Origin of the sequence: Bacillus sp. DB-2 (assembly GCF_003315125.1) — a bacterium.
Taxonomy (GTDB): domain Bacteria; phylum Bacillota; class Bacilli; order Bacillales; family Bacillaceae_G; genus Bacillus_A; species Bacillus_A mycoides.
The window spans coordinates 490,361-508,452 of record NZ_QNRN01000001.1; the positions used below are offsets into that span (position 1 = coordinate 490,361).

17 protein-coding genes and 2 pseudogenes (1 of these 19 cut by a window edge) are annotated in these 18,092 nt (G+C 37.0%); 3 read left to right on the top strand and 16 right to left on the bottom strand.

The window, feature by feature from the left end; all coding sequences use genetic code 11:
• From DET63_RS02640 to DET63_RS02675, 8 genes and pseudogenes are all read right to left on the bottom strand, one after another.
• Positions 1 to 1,396: pseudogene (locus tag DET63_RS02640) on the bottom strand (DNA translocase FtsK); it reaches 2,960 nt to the left of the window's first position.
• 156 nt (positions 1,397 to 1,552) lie between these two features.
• Positions 1,553 to 2,508: pseudogene (locus DET63_RS02645) on the bottom strand (N-acetylmuramoyl-L-alanine amidase).
• 40 nt (positions 2,509 to 2,548) lie between these two features.
• The gene (locus DET63_RS02650; protein WP_113935758.1) at positions 2,549 to 2,893 is read right to left on the bottom strand and encodes a thiamine transporter; all 345 of its coding nucleotides are present in this window, start codon (positions 2,891 to 2,893) and stop codon (positions 2,549 to 2,551) included.
• Positions 2,894 to 3,036: 143 nt separating this feature from the next.
• Positions 3,037 to 3,651: a YtpR family tRNA-binding protein gene (gene ytpR / locus DET63_RS02655; RefSeq protein ID WP_002089041.1), complete on the bottom strand. Its 615-nt coding sequence runs from the start codon at positions 3,649 to 3,651 to the stop codon at positions 3,037 to 3,039.
• Entirely contained in the window at positions 3,648 to 4,460 is an 813-nt protein-coding gene (locus DET63_RS02660; RefSeq protein ID WP_002089043.1) for a DUF1444 domain-containing protein, read from the bottom strand. The genes ytpR and DET63_RS02660 overlap by 4 nt, the downstream gene beginning before the upstream one ends.
• A gap of 79 nt (positions 4,461 to 4,539) precedes the next feature.
• Complete coding sequence (locus DET63_RS02665; RefSeq protein WP_002015619.1) at positions 4,540 to 4,854, bottom strand: thioredoxin family protein; 315 nt, start codon at positions 4,852 to 4,854, stop codon at positions 4,540 to 4,542.
• Between the two features lie 83 nt (positions 4,855 to 4,937).
• Positions 4,938 to 5,447 (bottom strand): DUF84 family protein, encoded by a 510-nt coding sequence (locus tag DET63_RS02670; protein ID WP_002089045.1) that lies wholly within the window; start codon positions 5,445 to 5,447, stop codon positions 4,938 to 4,940.
• A gap of 356 nt (positions 5,448 to 5,803) precedes the next feature.
• Positions 5,804 to 6,877, bottom strand: coding sequence for a M42 family metallopeptidase (locus DET63_RS02675; protein WP_078184718.1), 1,074 nt, complete (start codon positions 6,875 to 6,877; stop codon positions 5,804 to 5,806).
• Between the two features lie 148 nt (positions 6,878 to 7,025).
• Here DET63_RS02675 and DET63_RS02680 point away from each other — a divergent pair, with 148 nt between their 5' ends.
• Positions 7,026 to 7,337, top strand: coding sequence for a PepSY domain-containing protein (locus DET63_RS02680; protein ID WP_002015622.1), 312 nt, complete (start codon positions 7,026 to 7,028; stop codon positions 7,335 to 7,337).
• 128 nt (positions 7,338 to 7,465) lie between these two features.
• On the opposite strand, the gene DET63_RS02685 is transcribed toward DET63_RS02680, so the two are convergent.
• The gene (locus tag DET63_RS02685) at positions 7,466 to 8,320 is read right to left on the bottom strand and encodes a YtnP family quorum-quenching lactonase (protein WP_235661809.1); all 855 of its coding nucleotides are present in this window, start codon (positions 8,318 to 8,320) and stop codon (positions 7,466 to 7,468) included.
• Positions 8,321 to 8,390: 70 nt separating this feature from the next.
• Positions 8,391 to 9,044: a tRNA (guanosine(46)-N7)-methyltransferase TrmB gene (gene trmB, locus DET63_RS02690; protein WP_002138679.1), complete on the bottom strand. Its 654-nt coding sequence runs from the start codon at positions 9,042 to 9,044 to the stop codon at positions 8,391 to 8,393.
• Between the two features lie 232 nt (positions 9,045 to 9,276).
• Between trmB and DET63_RS02695 the strand changes: the two genes are divergently transcribed.
• Positions 9,277 to 9,555 (top strand): YtzH-like family protein, encoded by a 279-nt coding sequence (locus DET63_RS02695; protein WP_002015625.1) that lies wholly within the window; start codon positions 9,277 to 9,279, stop codon positions 9,553 to 9,555.
• A gap of 3 nt (positions 9,556 to 9,558) precedes the next feature.
• Here the strand turns inward: DET63_RS02695 and DET63_RS02700 are convergent, their stop codons facing one another.
• From DET63_RS02700 to pepV, 4 genes are all read right to left on the bottom strand, one after another.
• Entirely contained in the window at positions 9,559 to 10,356 is a 798-nt protein-coding gene (locus tag DET63_RS02700; RefSeq protein ID WP_113935759.1) for a phosphotransferase family protein, read from the bottom strand.
• Between the two features lie 245 nt (positions 10,357 to 10,601).
• Positions 10,602 to 12,743, bottom strand: coding sequence for a type I pullulanase (gene pulA, locus DET63_RS02705; RefSeq protein ID WP_016092461.1), 2,142 nt, complete (start codon positions 12,741 to 12,743; stop codon positions 10,602 to 10,604).
• A gap of 137 nt (positions 12,744 to 12,880) precedes the next feature.
• A complete protein-coding gene (thpR, locus tag DET63_RS02710; RefSeq protein ID WP_113935760.1) occupies positions 12,881 to 13,426 on the bottom strand; it encodes an RNA 2',3'-cyclic phosphodiesterase in 546 nt (181 codons plus the stop codon).
• A gap of 103 nt (positions 13,427 to 13,529) precedes the next feature.
• Positions 13,530 to 14,936 (bottom strand): dipeptidase PepV, encoded by a 1,407-nt coding sequence (gene pepV, locus DET63_RS02715; RefSeq protein ID WP_113935761.1) that lies wholly within the window; start codon positions 14,934 to 14,936, stop codon positions 13,530 to 13,532.
• Positions 14,937 to 15,293: 357 nt separating this feature from the next.
• Between pepV and DET63_RS02720 the strand changes: the two genes are divergently transcribed.
• Positions 15,294 to 15,515, top strand: coding sequence for a DeoR family transcriptional regulator (locus tag DET63_RS02720; RefSeq protein WP_000805512.1), 222 nt, complete (start codon positions 15,294 to 15,296; stop codon positions 15,513 to 15,515).
• An 82-nt stretch (positions 15,516 to 15,597) separates the two neighbouring features.
• On the opposite strand, the gene DET63_RS02725 is transcribed toward DET63_RS02720, so the two are convergent.
• Positions 15,598 to 16,326 carry a pseudouridine synthase gene (locus tag DET63_RS02725; RefSeq protein WP_002034388.1) on the bottom strand — a complete coding sequence of 243 codons (729 nt, stop codon included), beginning with the start codon at positions 16,324 to 16,326 and terminating at the stop codon, positions 15,598 to 15,600.
• 41 nt (positions 16,327 to 16,367) lie between these two features.
• Positions 16,368 to 18,020: a putative polysaccharide biosynthesis protein gene (locus DET63_RS02730; RefSeq protein WP_002089053.1), complete on the bottom strand. Its 1,653-nt coding sequence runs from the start codon at positions 18,018 to 18,020 to the stop codon at positions 16,368 to 16,370.
• Between the last annotated feature and the right edge of the window lie 72 nt (positions 18,021 to 18,092).

Here is an 18,092-nt window from a genome sequence, read left to right on the forward strand (position 1 = left end):
CTGTCGCTTCCTCAGTTTCTTCTAATTCCACAACTTCTTCTGTCGCTTCCTCAGATTTCTCTAATTCCACAACTTCTTCTATTGCTTCCTCAGTTGTTTCTAACTCCGCAACTTCTTCTATTGCTTTCTCAGTTGCTTCTAACTCCACAACTTCTTCTGCTGCTTCCTCAGCTTTCTCTAATTCCACAACTTCTTCTGTCGCTTCCTCAAATCTCTCTAATTCTGCAACTTCTTCTGCTTCCTCAGCTTCCTCTAATTCCACAACTTCTTCTGTCGCTTCCTCAAATCTCTCTAATTCTGCAACTTCTTCTGCTTCCTTAGCTTCTTCTTCAAAAGCATCTGGTATTTCTATAGTAATTGTTTCTTCAAGCTTTTCATCTGCTTTTACAATCACTACATCTTCTAAGGTTTCTTCTTCGACTTGATTTGCTGCAACTTCAGCAACAGTTTCTTCTATTTCTGTATTACATTCATTTTCTTCTGTTAATATCGAATACACATGCTCTACTTTAGAATCTATTGACTCTTCTTGTAAAGTTTCTTCGTTATCTTCTGTAGATGATAACGCCACTACATCTTGCTCCTGCTTCAAGGCTTGTACAATTGTATCCTCTTTTTCCACATGCTGTCCTACTGTTTTATGAAGCAAATCATCACTTAGGCTTTCTTCTAATGAAGGGGCTTGACGTTCAACTTCGTAACCGTTTTTCTCTAACCATGTATCCACAACCGATTTTTCTTCTACTTTATTACTTCGTTCGTTCACTCCGTTCTTAACAGATGAACTTCCTTGTAGAACTCCCGAAAAGTCAGATAATGTATATCCCTTTTTCTCTAACCATGCGTCAACAACAGCTTTTCCTTCAACAGATATTTCAAGATCTTCTCTTTCCTTTTCTTCCTCCTGCACAACCTTCGTTTCTACTGAAGGACGGTTATATCCATAAATCGGAGAAATCATTTCTGTTGGACGAAATGGTCTACGGTTACTTTCTTGCGACGGTACGAATGCTTTTTTTACGACAGGCTCTGGTTCCGGTTCATATTGCAATTCCGGTTCCTCATATGTAGGTGCTTCTGTTTCCACATACGGTCGTCTGCTTCTTTCCACTTTTATTCCTCTTTGAGTAGGCTGTTCTTCATATGCTCCTCTTTGAACAGGTTGTTCTTCAAAGTTAGGCAGTTCTCTTACATCCTCCTCATCGAAGCCATTATCTGGTATTAATGGAAAACGACATTTCCCTGCATTCCGACTTGCCATTTGTGCTTCTCTTGCTTCAGTGTAGTGGTTTACACGAGGAATTTTCGGCTGAATTTCAATTTGTGCCGGTACTTCTTTATTCATCACTGTTTTTTCTTCCTCTTTGTTAAACAGCTTTTTCATCCAATCTAACATGTTTACCACTCTTTCTACTAAATAGTAACATCCTTTATTGTATCAGCATTCGGCAAAAAGTGCAGGTAAAATTAAGCATATTAGTTTTATACATAATATTCTAATTCACGATTGTTTTTCATATAGAAAAACGAGGTCTTACATGTAAGACCTCGTTTAATCTTTACCCTTCCGATATTCATCCACACTATCCGTTACACTTTGCAATAAAGAATTTACATACTGTGGGTCAGATAATTTTTTGTCTTCTTCAGGATTTGACATAAATCCAAGTTCTAATAGCACCCAGGAACTTTTGCCCAATTAAATCCAGAAAGATCGTCCCTAAATTTAATTCCATTTACTTTCACTTGATGATTCTCTCTCATTTTATTTACTATCGTTTGAGAGATTTGAAGACTTTCAGCATAAATCTCTTTCGTATACGGATTTCCTTCTGCTGGCGTCAATACAGCGAACCCACTTTGGTTTTTGTTTTCAGAACCGTCTGCATGAAGGCGCAAAAATAAATTCGCTTTATGATCATTCGCGAATGTTGCTCGTTCCTTATTACTTACATCAACCTCATGTGACGTTCTCGTCATCAATACTTGTATACCTTTTGCTTCCAGTTTTTCTTTCAATATAAAAGCCATCTCTAATACAAGAACTGATTCCCTCTTTTTCGTTACAACTCCCGCTGTTCCGTCTGTTACTTTATATTTTTGCGTAGTTGCTCCTGGACCAATTGGCTCTAAATTTAAATTCGCTTTTTGTTGATGACCTGGATCAATAACGACGAGAAACTTTTCTTGTTTTTCATTACTCTCTACTTTTTGTTCATTATTTTGCAGCGGTTGCTCAGTTGGCTGTAGCGGTGTAGTTTCCTCTTTCTTTTCCTCGGCCGGCACTTCCTCCTGCTTATGTTCCACTTGCTCATTCGTTTGAATTGCTTGCGGCTGTTCTTTCTTTTCTTGTTCTTCTTGCTGCTTTTCTACCGGTGCGTCTTCCTTGTTATCTTTGTTTTTTTCTTGTATAGAAGATGTTGTTTCTTTTTTCGGCTCTTCTTGCGAACAACCTCCCATATATATTCCAATGACTGCAATAGCACTCATTATTTTTATATACTTCATTTTTCTCTCCTATCACTTTGCACCGGTCTCAAAGTTTTTCTTATAATTGTTTTATAATTCCATCCATATTTCCAATATGAACGGGTTGCCACGTTTCTGTACCACGCTCTGCGGTATAGACTAGATAAGCATCATCAGCTACATTTACGAAAACAGGATCCCCCATATCCGTTTCATATCCGATAACAATCCATTCCTCTTTCCATTTTCCACTTTCTTCACTTATTAATGAATTTTTATGTTTATCATATCGATAACCGATTTGTCCTTTTTCTAATTCATTTTCGCTAAACACATATATTTCATAGGAACCTAGTTCGATATCTTGCTGTTTTGAAGTTTCAATTCGTTTCAGAAGTTCTACAATTTTTGGTTGTTGTTTCATACGTCTACCCCCTTCTTTTTTCTAAATTTTACCTAATCCACTTTTGAAATACAATATAGATTTCGAGAGGAAACGTTACAATCCTAGGAATTTCGCACAAAAAAATAGCCTCACATATGCGAGACTACTTTTTCTAACATCAATTAAAATTTAAATTCTTGTCCAACTTCAAAGCTATCTTCTAATACAAGAATACCTTTTTCTTCTGGAGCATCTGGAAGCTCTAACTCACGTGCAGAGCAAATCATTCCAGAAGAAGGAACACCGCGAAGTTCAGCTGGTTTAATTAACATACCACTTGGCATTACAGCACCGATTTTTGCAACAACAACTTTTTGTCCTGCGTCAACGTTTGGTGCACCACATACGATTTGTAATGTTTCTGTACCGATTTCTACTGTACAAATGTTTAATTTATCAGCATTTGGATGCTTCTCTTTTTCAGCTACATAGCCTACAACAAATTTCGGCGTGAAATCAGCTTCTACTTTTTCTTCAAAGCCATTCTTCGCTAAAATTCCGTTAATTTTTTCAACAAACTCTTTCGTTAATGTAACGTTTCCGTTGTCTGTTACTTCTACATAAGAAGACGCATTAAAGATGTTGAATCCTGCTGTTACGTTGCTTTCACGATCGTATACGCGAGCAACATCTCCTTTGCGGTCAAATGTACGGTTTTCTAAAGTAATATCTTGTAAGGTAACAATTAAAGTGTCACCAATTCCTTCAAGGTTGTAAAAAACGTTCACTTCGTTCATCCTTTCTCTTTTCCATCTGTCTTCTTCCGATTCTTCGCTAAAATAAAGATTGGTTCGAAGTCCCCATCTTCATATACGAATGAAAGTGATGTAATCGGAACATGCCCTTCGGCAAAAAATTTCATTGTCATTTGTGCAATAATATCATAACCGATTTCGTTGACGATATCAGCAATAATTAATACATCTTGGTGAGGAACTGCAACAACCATATCACCAGAGATCTTTTCCCGCATCGAGTGTAGTAACGATTCGTTTAAAATACGACTCGCATCGTATCCATCATTTGTGTTTAAAAAGTAGAATGTATTACCTGCTACTGTCTCCTGCTTAAATTCATAGCCTAATGAGCGAGCATTAAATAATGCCATTTCACGTACTTGTTCCTCTGTAAGCTCTAATTTTTGCAATAAGCGCTCATCAATTAATCGATACGTTTTATTAGAATCTAGCGCATAGTAAATACGTGTTTCCGCCGTATGGTCCGTCATAATAAACGGATTTCCTTCTTCTGATTGTTTCGGGAAAGAAGTAGAGCGAATAACAGGTAAAATTTTCGCCGTGCTATTTTCTTCTTTATGCATTGCAATTAGCGCTTCTTGTACGTAATAAGCGACCTCTTCAATTGCTTTTTCTTTGTTCACTTCCCATTTTGCAACTACTCCTGGAAGTGATACGTTAATACCTTTTTTCGAGTCTGTTTGTTCAATACGAAGAACTTCTTTCTCGCTATCATAATGACAGTCCCATTCTGGTCGAGATAATTTCTTCATTAACTCGTCTTTCATCTTTTTACTTGTCATTTTCATCTCTTTTTCCTCCCTTCCAAAAAAATAACCTCCCCCGCGAAGGTAGAGGTTGTTTTTACAATTCAATTGGCTAATTGTCTTATTTTAAACCTTCAATAAACTCTTCGATTTGCTCTTGTGTTTTACGATCTTTATTTACATAGCGTCCAGTTTCTTCACCTTTATTGTACGCTACAAAGCTTGGAATGCCAAATACGTCTACTTTCACGCATAAATCAATAAATTCATCACGATCTACATAGTAAAATGAGAAATCACTATACTTCTCTTCTACTTCTGGCATAAATGGATCAACGAAACGGCAATCTGGGCACCATTCTGCTGAGAACATGAAGACTACATTCTCTTCATTTTTTAATTCTTGGAATTGTTCCATGCTTTCTAATGATTTCATCTATATTTCCTCCTCTAACGAGTGCACTTTTTCACACTATAATCTTTTCTTTATACTACCATACATCGCGCATGGTGCAAGGTTTATGCTTGCTTTTCATCATACTTATATTGCCCAACAAGTAACTTAACAACGTGTACAAATAATTCCGTTCGGTCGACATAATCATCTGTAAAAATACCGATAGCACCTTCGTGACTACGAATATCTTTTCGCTCTACAAACTCTTCCATCACTTCACTTAGCTCTTTTCCTTCTTCAAGCGGTGCTAAAAAATCGTCTGGTAACTTAATACGCGCCCCGCCCGCAACAAATGTTTTACCTTCAATCGTCGCTAAAGCACCCCAGTTACACATAAATAACCCATGCTCCGTTTTCATAACGCCGCCTTCTAGCCCAATGCCGATATGAGCTGCACCTTCCTGCAATGCTCTCTTCGCTCTATTTACTGCTCCTTGCATCGTCTCTTCATCTGAAAAAGGCTGATTTGCTACTCCTGATGGAACAGAAAGAGATGTAATTTCAGCATCTTCCCAAACCTTCTCCACAGCCCCAACCTTCGTCTTATTCTTCGATCCAACTACTACCTTCATTTCATTCACCTCTATATAAATTCATACTCATATTCCTTCTACATTCAAACTTTTCACTTTCACAACTTCGGGACTCAAACGTTAAAATAGATCATACTCTCACTATCTATTCGGAGTGAGCACCGATTAAGCACTAACCGCTACCACTCATCGCTGGGCCATCTATTCAATCAAAAAAAGAAAGAGCTTTTCTAAAATCATTACCGGCCTCGAACACAAAAACAGCCTTCCTCTCGCTTCCTATCCGGGGTTTAAACACATCATTCGAGCACCAATTAAGCACTAACCGCCACCACTCATCGCTGGGCCATCTCTCCTACCTAAAAAAAGAAAGGCTCTTCAGCCCTTCTTCCTCTTTACGCGTTATTCTTAATTGTCTCTAACGTCGTTTTGTCCGTCGCTCTCACAAGCTTCGTAATTAATTCCTTCGCTGCCGCATAATCATCAACATGTAAAATAGAAGCATGTGTATGAATGTAGCGTGCACAAACACCAATTACTGCTGATGGGATACCAGAGTTACTTGTATGCACACGGCCCGCATCTGTACCACCTTGTGAAATAAAGTATTGGTACGGAATGTTATGTGTTTCTGCTGTATCTAAAATGAATTCGCGCATTCCTCTATGTGTTACCATTGTACGGTCATAAATACGAAGAAGAGCGCCTTTTCCTAATTGACCGAACTGCGTCTTATCACCAGATGCATCATTTGCTGGACTTGCATCAAGCGCATAGAAAATATCTGGTTGAATCATATTTGCAGCAGTTTGTGCTCCGCGAAGACCTACTTCTTCTTGTACAGTCGCACCAGAGTATAATGTGTTTGGTAATGTTTCATCTTTTAATTCTTTTAGCAATTCGATAGCAAGGCCACATCCATAGCGGTTGTCCCAAGCTTTCGCCATAATTTTCTTTTCATTTGCCATTGGCGTGAATGGGCAGATTGGAACGATTTGTTGCCCTGGCTTTATGCCAATTTCAATCGCATCTTCATAACTATCTGCACCTATATCAATTAACATATTTTTTATATCCATCGGTTTTGCACGTTGCGCATCACTTAATAAATGAGGAGGAATGGAACCAACAACCCCAATAACAGGACCATTCTTCGTCATAACTTGTACACGCTGAGCTAATAGTACTTGGCTCCACCAGCCACCTAACGTTTGAAAACGAAGCATCCCATTTTTCGTAATTTGCGTAACCATGAAACCTACTTCATCCATATGACCTGCTACAAGAACGCGCGGGCCAGTTTCGTCCCCTTTTTTCAGGCCAAATACGCTACCTAAACCGTCTTGCACAATCTCATCAGCATATTTGCTTAATTCTTGCTTCATAAAACTGCGCACATCATGTTCAAAACCTGATGTACCTTGTAATTCTGTTAACGTACGAAATAATTGTAATGTCTCTTTATTCACGAAGTCCCCTTCTTTCAAACCTTAGTAGAATACCTCTTTTATTGTAACGAAATTTTCGAAATGTTTCTAGTTTCTTCTTTTTTAGTTGCATTTGCATTATAATTATTATTGGTACACTATTTTTATTTTACAGAATTGAGGTGAATATATGAGCTGGAAAGGTTTAGTCACAGGTCTTGGCGTTGGGTTCGCAGCTGGTTATTTCGTTGCAAACAAAGTACAAGAACAATCCCATATTTCTTCAGAAAAAGCATTGAAAATGGTGAAACAAGCATTAAGTCATAAAGGTGAAATTACTGGCTCTTGGGTACATATGGTTCCAGAGGCATTTGAAAAATATGATGTCGCGTACGAAGTTTATCGCGGCGGTCTTACAACGATGTTAGATGAAATACAAGAACGATTTGAATTTTTAGTTGATGCTAAAACAGGTACTGTTTTAGAGGTTATAGCAGCATAAAAAGAGGTTTCCCATTAGGTGAACCTCTTTTTTTTTAGAATTACCAACAAAAGCTGATAATAACAGCAATACATAATAAGTGGAGATTGTTCCAATAAATATTTTTGGACACCTTCCTCTTATTAATATTAAGCTTCTATATTTGTTTTTCTCTCTATCTTCTCGACTATATGCCCTTCCTCATTCCACTTTACTGCACGGTAATATGCATCATGATAAAAAGTAAACCACGCCTCTTTTTCAGCACCATACTTCATCCATTTTTGTTTATGTTCAATCGATGTCATTGGATAGTCATCATATGCCATTACCCATAATACATTTTGATGTGCATACGTCGGTAAAATGTCCGCTAAATGAAGCATCGTTTCACCCTGACTTTCAAGGACGACAACAGCATGTCCATCGCTATGACCACCCGTATGCACCATCTTTATTTCATCCGTAATTTCTATTTCTTGCCTGAACGTAACAATCTTATCAACGATTGGCTCCCAATTTTCCTTCCAATATGTATTACGCGATCTAACATTCGGATTTTTCATTTCATTCCATTCAGTCTCACTTACATAAATCGTTGCGTTCGGAAACGCCGGAACAAGGCGATTTCCCTCCCATTTTGTTAAACCAGATGCATGGTCAAAATGAAGATGCGTCATTAAGATGTAATGAATATCTTCATTATGCAGTCCCAATTTTTCTAAGGATTCCTTAACTGATGATTCTTCTGTTACACCTTGATTCCGCTTCATTTTCTCATTCAATTTACCATTCCCTATCCCTGAATCAATAAGCATGTTTCCTTCTTTCGTTTGTAAGAGTAACGGATCTGTTCGTAAATAAATATGATTTGTATCATTATGTTTATATTTTCGTGACCAAAGTACTTTTGGCACAACTCCAAACATCGCGCCTCCATCTAAATGTGTATTCCCACCTTTTAGCCACGTCACTTTTATATTTCCAATTTGTAACTGTTCCATATCCCATCCCCCTTTTTCATTTAATTTTAACATAATATTCCGATTATTTTTCATATAAAAAACCTATGCATTACTGCATAGGCTCCGTACGATATTTTGCTTCAACTCGGTAAATACGATGACCTTTACTAGAGAATTTCTCTTCGTATTCTGTCATAATGTTTCCTTCATAATCACTATTATGAAGATCTAAGCTAAGGTAAGTTAATAACATACCATACTCAGCCATACTCATAAGAGAATATTCAAATAATCCCTGGTTATCAGTTTTGAAATGAATTTCTCCGCCATCTACTAACACTTCTTCATAATTGCGTAAAAATGTTTTATACGTTAAACGACGCTTCGTATGACGATTCTTCGGCCATGGATCTGAGAAGTTTAAATAAACGCGGTCAATTTCACCTTTCGCAAAGAAAACTGTTAAATCTTCAGCATCTTTATTAATTAACTTTAAGTTCGGTACTTCTTCTTCAATTAATTTATCAAGTGCATCTACAACAACACTTGTGAATTTTTCAATTCCAATATAGTTAATATGCGGATTTGCTTTTGCCATATCATACATAAAGCGGCCACGTCCTGTACCTACTTCAATATGAATTGGCTGTTCATTTCCAAATATTTCTTTCCAGTTACCAGCGCTCTCCTCTGGGTTTCCAATTACGATATGTGAATACTCATTAATTCGATCCATTGCATAAGGCTTATGTCTTAAACGCATAGATGTCTCCCTCTCTTTACAAAACTATTTTAAAGGAAAAATTCCTTCTTTCTGTTTTAATCAATCTATCAAACAAAAAACCAAGTACGTACGAGCACTCGGTCCGTTTCTTTCAAGTATAAGATGTACCATTTTGATAAAAACTACATAAAGCATTAAACATTCCATGACGAAATAGCTTTTTCTCTTACATTTCTAGAGAGAGAAAAACACTCGAAAGGATGATCCGTTCATGCCAATTAATCAACAGCATCAATTAGAAGTGTTAAAAGATATTTTAATCAACCATCAAAGTGATTGCTGCGGGACAGTTTCTGAATGCGAGCAATTAGAGCGACTCATTCAATCGTTACTCGCAAACGATAGTATAAGTAGTGACACTAAAGTAATGCTAAACGATGTATATTCTTATAGTCAATCGGGTAAATCTTCCTCTAATTTGGACAACCATATTTCCAATAATCAAGAACAACTTACTCAGTGGATTGCTGGAATGGACAATTTTTCTTAAGTATTATTCTGAAGCAAGTAGTTGCTGTAAATATTGATGCCAATATTTAGCTTCTGCTTGCTGCTTTTTTGTTGTGTGCCATTGCATAGATAAAATCGTTTGTGCTATCACATACCATCTCATACGCCTAAGCAATGATTCATCTAGTTCAATCTCATAATATCCGAGCCACTCACTCCATTCATGGCGCGGAACATACCAATATAATAACATACCAAGATCTAAAGCTGGGTCAGCAATAACAGCCCCATCCCAATCAATTAAAAACAATTCATCTTCGTCCGACAATATCCAATTGTTATGGTTTACATCACAATGGCATACAACGAATTCATTGTACTCAATATCTTTTAATGACTCCGTTAAATATTGAAGACCTTGCTGAATTGTTTCATCAGCTCTTATATCTCCTCTTAAAACGAGCTGTAATTGTTGTAATAACTCTTGCGCATGAAGCGGCTGCTTTCCTAGCCTTTGAATCATCTGCACAAGCGCTTTAGAGGAGTGTATTTTCTTCAAAAGTTTCGCAACACGTTCTAGTTTCATATCCTCTGGCTCTAACTTCTGTCCCGGAAGCCATTTTTGAGCAGAAATTACATCACCGTTCGTTACCCTTCTTGTCCAAAGTAATTTTGGAACAATTCCTTCTGCTGACAATACCGCTAAAAAGGGCGATGTATTCCGCTTTAAAAATAACTTTTGTTGTCCGTTTTGCGCAATATATGCATCGCCCGTTACTCCACCAGCCGGTATAAGACTCCACTCTTTTCCTAATAATTGTTCCAACCATTCCATATTCATTACCCGTTAACAAATCCTTATCTTTTATAGTTATGAAAAGAAAAACCGCAACATTTCTACACATGTTGTGGATTCATATATTTTACTGTATTTGAATGAAAAAACTTGGCATAAGCCGAAAACAGGATAAATCACCTGTTCTTCTAGTTTATTTTACAAAATCAATCATAGAATGACAACTTATGAAAATCGTCACCTTTGTCAATTCTACATTTATTACATTCTCATCGTCAAGTAGCGATTTGTCACATTATCGTCAATATATACGTGCTAATTGGAGCCAATTGAAGTTCCTTTCCTCTAAATGAAGAAATTGGCTCTATTTTCGCTTGCTTTTCGTTTACTAACACATGCCACGTTTCTTCTTTTGGAAGCTGCACCGTTTTAGCTTCCAAACCGCTATTAAATAAAACTACAATCTCTTTCCACGGTCCAAATAATTCTACATGCTCTAGGTGGTATGCCAGTACTTCTGTAGATGTTTGCAAAAAAGTCATATGCGTTTTTATAAGGTCTGCATTTTGTAATCGGAATGCCCCGTGCCCTTTGCGAATCGCAATTAACCCTTTTATATAGTTAACGGTCTCCATCTCTTTCTCTTTTTGATCCCAATCTAATTGATTAATTTCATCATTTGCATTATAACTATTTTCATTCCCTTGCTTCGTACGATAAAACTCTTGCCCCGCATGTAAGAAAGGAATCCCTTGTGAAAGAATAACCATTGCAGTTGCTAAACGATGACGCCTTTTCAAAATTTCTTCTGATTCTGGATTACTTTGCACTAGTTTATCCCACATCGTCATATTGTCATGACATTCTACATAGTTGATGCTTTGCATTGGCTCTAGAAACAATCCTGTTTCTTTCATACTTAAAAGGCTACCAGCTACTATATACTGCAAATGATTACAATCTACATGCCCACCAAATGCAAAGCCACGTTTATTAATATTAAAAGTACTTCCTTTTATTCCATCACGAAATTGATCATTAAACTGTGCGATACATGGCATTTTATTCGCATTATTTAACGTCGCTTTCTCTTCAAGAGGAAGCGGTGTTTGCAAATCCCATCCTTCACCTAATAACAGCGCATCCTGCTTTATTTTTCGTACTTCTTTTTCTAATTCATTCATCGTTTCAACATCTAAAATTCCCATTAAATCAAATCGGAATCCATCAACATTGTATTCAGTAAGCCAATATAAAACAGATTCTATAATAAATTTCCTCATCATTTTCCGTTCAGATGCTATATCATTTCCAACTCCCGTCCCATTAGAAGGCATACCGTCTTCCCCATGACGAAAATAATATCCCGGGACAAGCTTCTCAAATGATGATAATTCTCTTTCATAAACATGATTATATACAACATCTATAATCACCCTGATGCCGTGATCATGAAATGTTTCAATTAGTTGTTTACACTCTACTATCCTGTTATATGGATCAGAAAGGTTTGTAACATAAAATCCTGTTGGTATATTGTAATATAACGGATTGTAGCCCCAATTATATGCGGAAGCAGGATTCACTTCATCTACACCACCAAAACAATGTAAAGGTAATAGTTCAACATGTGTAACGCCTAAATCTTTTATATGAGACAATCCTGTTAATGTCCCATTTCGTCCCATTGTCTCTTCTTCCATCAATCCTTTATATGTTCCCTTTTTATTCACTCCACTGTTTGGGTGAATAGTAGCGTCACGAATATGCAGTTCATACAATATGGCATCTGTCATTGACTGTAATGGTGATAATTCTACTCGTTTTGTCACATTCGTTTTTTCCAAATCGATAACGACGCCGTATTTTCCATTTATCGTCGCAGACTTTGCATAAGGGTCAACCGCTTCGTTCCATATTAAATTAATACAAACAAGGAATGTATATCGTGCTCCATCATGATCACCTTGTAATGTATGAATCCACACTCCGTTTTCTTCTCTGTACATTTCATAATCAATATATTCTTTATCACTTTTATAAATCCGTACTTTCGCAAGCCTTGCAGTCGGAGCCCATACTTTAAATATTGTTTCTTCTTTTTTATACACAGCACCTAAGTCGGTACCTTCGTAATAATATTTTTCATCGAAAACTACTGTTCGAATCACAGCGCCTATTTGTAAATCTGTTTCTTCATTCCGTTCATCACGTACTGTATAATACTTCCCCACATCTATCGGCTCTTCTATAAAACATTCATACTTCGTTGCATCTGGAAGAGCAATAGTATGAACAATCGGTAACTCTTTCACATTGCTTCCTTCTTGTAAACGAAATGTCCGGCTTGTTCCATACGCATGCGGGAGCAAAATTGTAATTTTATTCATTTCATCTAAATAGGCATCAAATGGACGTTTTACTTTCAACATAAAAAATCACCATCATTCTTAAAGTTAAAATGAAACGAGCTGCAAATGATAAGGGGTTTCTTATCAGCGAAGCTCTATACAGTAACACATTATTCCCTATAGTATATTCACCTGTATAAAAAACGTTTTCATACATTCTATTTTTGTAGTTTTATTTCAGTAATCGATTTATACTTCGGCGTTTCCTTAACGTGAGATTCATACAAAGTAATCGTATCTGCTTGAAATGATGTTACAGGTAACTCTTTTACATTTGTCAGATCAAACACTTTTTCTCCTACCCATTTACGCGCAACAGTAATATGTGGATGATAAGGACGTGTCTCTAGAGAGAAGCCATTTTCTTCACAAATTGTATGCACTTGCTTTTGTAAAGTAAACAAATCTTGATTATCACTTATCCCCGCCCAAAATATACGAGGCTGGTCCACCTGTCCGAATGTAGAAAGTCCTTGTAACGTGAACGATAATTCCGTTTTTTCTGTAAGTGTTTGTAATCCATTCTTTATTCCTTCTAACTGTTCCTCTGTCGCACTTCCTAAAAATGAAAGGGTAATATGATAGTCTTCTTCATGTACCCACGAGCGAAATGGTAATTCATCCTTCATTTCCTCTTTATAATTAGAAAGAATTTCTTTTATATGACGTGGTAAAGTTACTGCGACAAAATAATGCGGCACCATCTACATCGTCTCCTTTATGTTATTGTTGCTTTTCTTCCTTATCTCATTCAGCTAAAAAGAATCCGCCCTCTAAAGTAGAGAGCGGTCATTATTTACATATCTTTTATTTCGCTAATTCATGAATTGCCTGAGCATAAATCGCTGTCGCTTTTAATAAATCTTCAATTTCAATGTACTCATCTTTTTGATGCGCAAGTTCTTCTTTTCCTGGGAATAACGGGCCAAATGCAACGCCAGCTTTCAATGAACGAGCATAAGTACCACCGCCAATTGCTAACAATTCAGCTTTTTCACCAGTTTGTTCTTCATATACACGTTGCAAAGTACGAATTAACGTATGATCTTTGTCAACGTGATGCGGGCGAGAGTTAGAATAATCCGCTACTTCAAATCCATGAGTACCAACATATTCTTTTAACTTTGCAATTGTTTCTTCAAAGTTAGTTGTAACTGGATAGCGTACATTTAATCCTAAATTACCACCGTTTTCTTGCGAGTAAGACAAGCGACCAACATTCACTGTTAACGGCCCGCTAATATCATCTTTATAAGAAATACCAGCTTTTTCTCCAATAATATCACCCGTAAATGTTTCTGTTACAAACGAGGCAAATGAAGCCCCTTTTCCATCAAGAGAAACTTTCGTTAAGAAGTTTACCAATAATAAACCTGCATTTTCTCCCTTTTCCGGAGTAGATCCGTGAGCTGAAATCCCTTTGATTTGCAACGTCACCGTCTTTCCTTCTACAAGTGCTTTACCTATTTTTTTAGCAGTTTGTAAATACTCCTCATATGCTACTGTAAGTGTATTTACATCTTCTCCTGTAATAACTGCTTCTGCAAAATCAGGAACCATATTTAAACGACGACCTGACTCAAATGAAATAAGCTTAAATGTGCCTTCTTTCTCTTCGCCACCACTTTGCACAACTTGTATGTCAGAAATTCCTTTTTCCGCATTAATAATCGGAAAATCTGCATCCGGCGCAAAACCGATTGTTGGCATTTCTTCATTTTTAAAATAATGATCTACACACTTCCAATTACTTTCCTCATCGGTTCCTAAAATCATACGAACACGTTTTGAAAGAGGTAAGCCTAATTCTTTAACGATTTTCATCGCATAATAAGCTGCCATCGTCGGCCCTTTATCATCAATTGCACCGCGTGCAAAAATCTTCCCGTCGCGAATATCCGCACTATACGCAGGAGTTGTCCAGCCATCTCCTTCTGGTACAACATCAACGTGACAAAGAATACCTACTAGTTCTTCTCCTTGTCCCATTTCAAGATGACCTGCATATCCTTCTAAATTTTTAGAAGCGAAACCTTCTGCTTCTCCTTTATGTAACATGAAAGATAAGGCTTTTTCTACACCTTCACCAAATGGTGCGCCCTCTTTCGCAGATTCTTCTTCCCATACACTTTTAATTTGTAAAAATTTTTGTGTATCACGAATTAAATCATCTTTTCGTTTTGTAACTTCTTCTGTCCAATTAATCGTCGACATCACGCATCCATCCTTCACTATATTGTCTCTTTCATCATAGCAAACGAAAATCTCTTATGCCATACATGAAAACCTAATAACGGACAATTGTAATATTTCAGATATTTCTTATTAGTTTTTCTTTTATTTTTTTAAAAAAATTTGCAGGAATTTGGCGTTTTACGTAGAAATTTATGAGTTAGTTGACTGACCAGACATAAAATGTCAACTACCAATATTTTTCTATATGAATATTTGTTAAACTTTTGTAAAATTTAAGTAAGTTAAAGCATGAATTTTATCATGTAGAGTACAATGGTAGTAACGACCTTCTTTCCTGAATGGGGTCAAAAAAACTAGTAGAGGAGCGGTTTTCTCTTGAAACCTACAACTACTCGTATGCTAACACGCATTAAATCAATTTATATGTACATCAATGAAAACGGTACGGTAACAACGAAAGACCTTGTAGATGAGTTCGGGATCACACCGCGAACAATACAACGTGATCTAAATGTGTTGCAGTTTAATGAACTCGTGTATAGCCCTTGCCGCGGCAAGTGGACAACGACAGGAAAGAAAGTGAGAATGACCTCATAATAAAAAATAATTGTATGTAAATAAATACATACCCCTTTCTAACTCATTAGAAAGGGGTCTTTTCTATACTTTGAAATTGGCGTTACTTTTCGTTATCTACTTGATACGTCTTTAACATTTCTACTTCTTCATCTGTTAATTCACGATATTGCCCAAGTTCTAACTCTTCATCTAACATTAAAGGTCCCATCTCTGTTCTCTTTAAATAAACTACTTTTTTCCCTACCGCTTCAAACATACGCTTCACTTGATGGAACTTTCCTTCTGTAATAACGAGTTCAATCTCAGAAATATCATCACTTTTTAAAATTGTAAGTTCGCCTGGCTTCGTTTCATAGCCATCTTCTAAAATTACACCTTTAGCGAATTCTATTACATCCTCTTCCGTTACAACGCCTGAAATGTGTGCATAATATTTTTTCGGCACATGCTTTTTCGGAGATAATAGTTGATGCGTTAACTTCCCATCATTTGTGATTAATAAGAAACCTTCTGTATCAATATCGAGCCTTCCAACAGGGAATGGATCGAAAATCGCATCTTCTAATTCTAATAAATCTATTACTGTTTCGTGGTTATCATCTTCTGTCGCTGAAATAACACCTTGTGGTTTATGCATCATTAAATAAACAAACTCTTTATATTCCACAACTTCACCGTGAATCATAACCTCTTGCTCTTCTACATTCACATGAAACTTCGCATCTTTCACTGGCGTTCCATCAATCTTCACAACGCCGTCTTTCAGTAATTTCTTTACTTCTTTTCTACTTCCGTGTCCCATATTCGCTAATAATTTATCTAATCTCATGTTCTTCACCTTCTTTATTTATCATAGAAAAGGGGACGTATTTACGCCCCTTTTGATTTCAACTTTATTTTGAATCTACTACCAAGTTTACGCTGGATTTTCTCTAAAGCTTCTCCGCCAAATACTCTTTCTAGTACTCCTGTGCGAATCGCTAACAATCCGTAAACAAGACCACCAATACCTGCACAAATCGCAACTGTAATAAGAGCACCAATACGGCCATCAGGCGAAATCATGAAGGATAGAAGCCATTGTGATAGTTTTACAGCAATAACCATTACAAGTGTTAAGACTGCAATTTGGAATGTTCTCTTATATACAACACCAAATGAATAGTGTGCGTGTTTTTTGATTTGTCTATTCGTATACCATACGGAAGCTAAGAAGCCGACTGCAGTAGCCAAGATCGCCCCAACTGTACCGAAATAACGAATAAAGATTACGTTACATGCAAATTTCAAAATAACACCCATCACAAGCGCAATAACCGCATGTTTCTGCTGGTTAATCCCTTGCAGAATTGCTGCTGTTACTGTGAATAAAGCGAATAACAATGCAACTGGCGCATACCACATTAATACTTGTCCACCTAGTGGGTCTGAATCGTAGAAAGCAGTGTAAATCGGATATGCAAGTGTAGAAATACCGACAACTGCTGGCAATGTTAAAAACATATTCGCCTGGAATGTTTGTGTAATTTGTAATTTCAAATAACGGTATTGCTTTTCAGTAAATGACTTTGTAATCGCTGGCACGAGCGTTAAACTAAACGCTGTTGCAAGTGATACTGGAATCATAATTAATTTATGCGTCCACATCGTGAAAATACCGAGTGCTCGCTCTGCGATATCTCCTTGACCAATCGCCTGCATAATAGAGTTAAATGTCAATGTATCAATTTGTTGATATAAAGGAATTGTTAATCCAATTACAACATAAGGGATTGCATATGCAAACAACTCTTTAAACAATTGAGCGGTACTTACCGTCGATTCTGGTACAGTTTGCTCAATTAAATATTGATCCAAATATTTTTTACGTTTTAACCAGTACCAAATTAATACGCCAAGTGCTCCAACTGCTGAAACGAACGCAGCGAATGTCGCAACCCCAACTGCCGTTGCTACTGTACCGCCAAGTACTTTAATAACGATGAAACTACCCGCTAATAAAAAGACGATACGAATAATTTGCTCAATAATTTGTGAAACCGTAGTCGGTCCCATCGATTGGTGGCCTTGGAAATAACCACGAATCAAACTTGCTGCCGGCACAACAATAAGCGCAAAACTTACGAGGCGAATAATCGTCGTAACTTCTTCTATCTTATTTTGTAAACTTTGTTTACCAAGCATTGCTTCTGCAAATAATGGTGCGGTCATGTACAGTACTAAGAAGGAAAGAACTCCTGTTACTATCATCATAACCATTCCCGAGCGGAACATTCTCCGGCTCGTTTTATAATCTCCAAGTGCATTATATTTGGAAACAAACTTAGAAACAGCAAGCGGCACTCCTGCCGTTGCGATACTTAAAAATATCGTATATGGAATGTATCCATATGTATAGAGCGTTCCGCCTTCTGTGCCTACTAATGCATGAAACGGAAAAACGTAAATCATGCCTAAGAACTTTACTAAAAATGTCCCTAACGTCACAATAAGCGTTCCGCGCAGAAATTTTGAATCGGACATACGAAAATCCTCCTACATCTACAATAAAGTGAAACTATAATTAGTGGGAGACTCCCCTCCTACTAATCATTC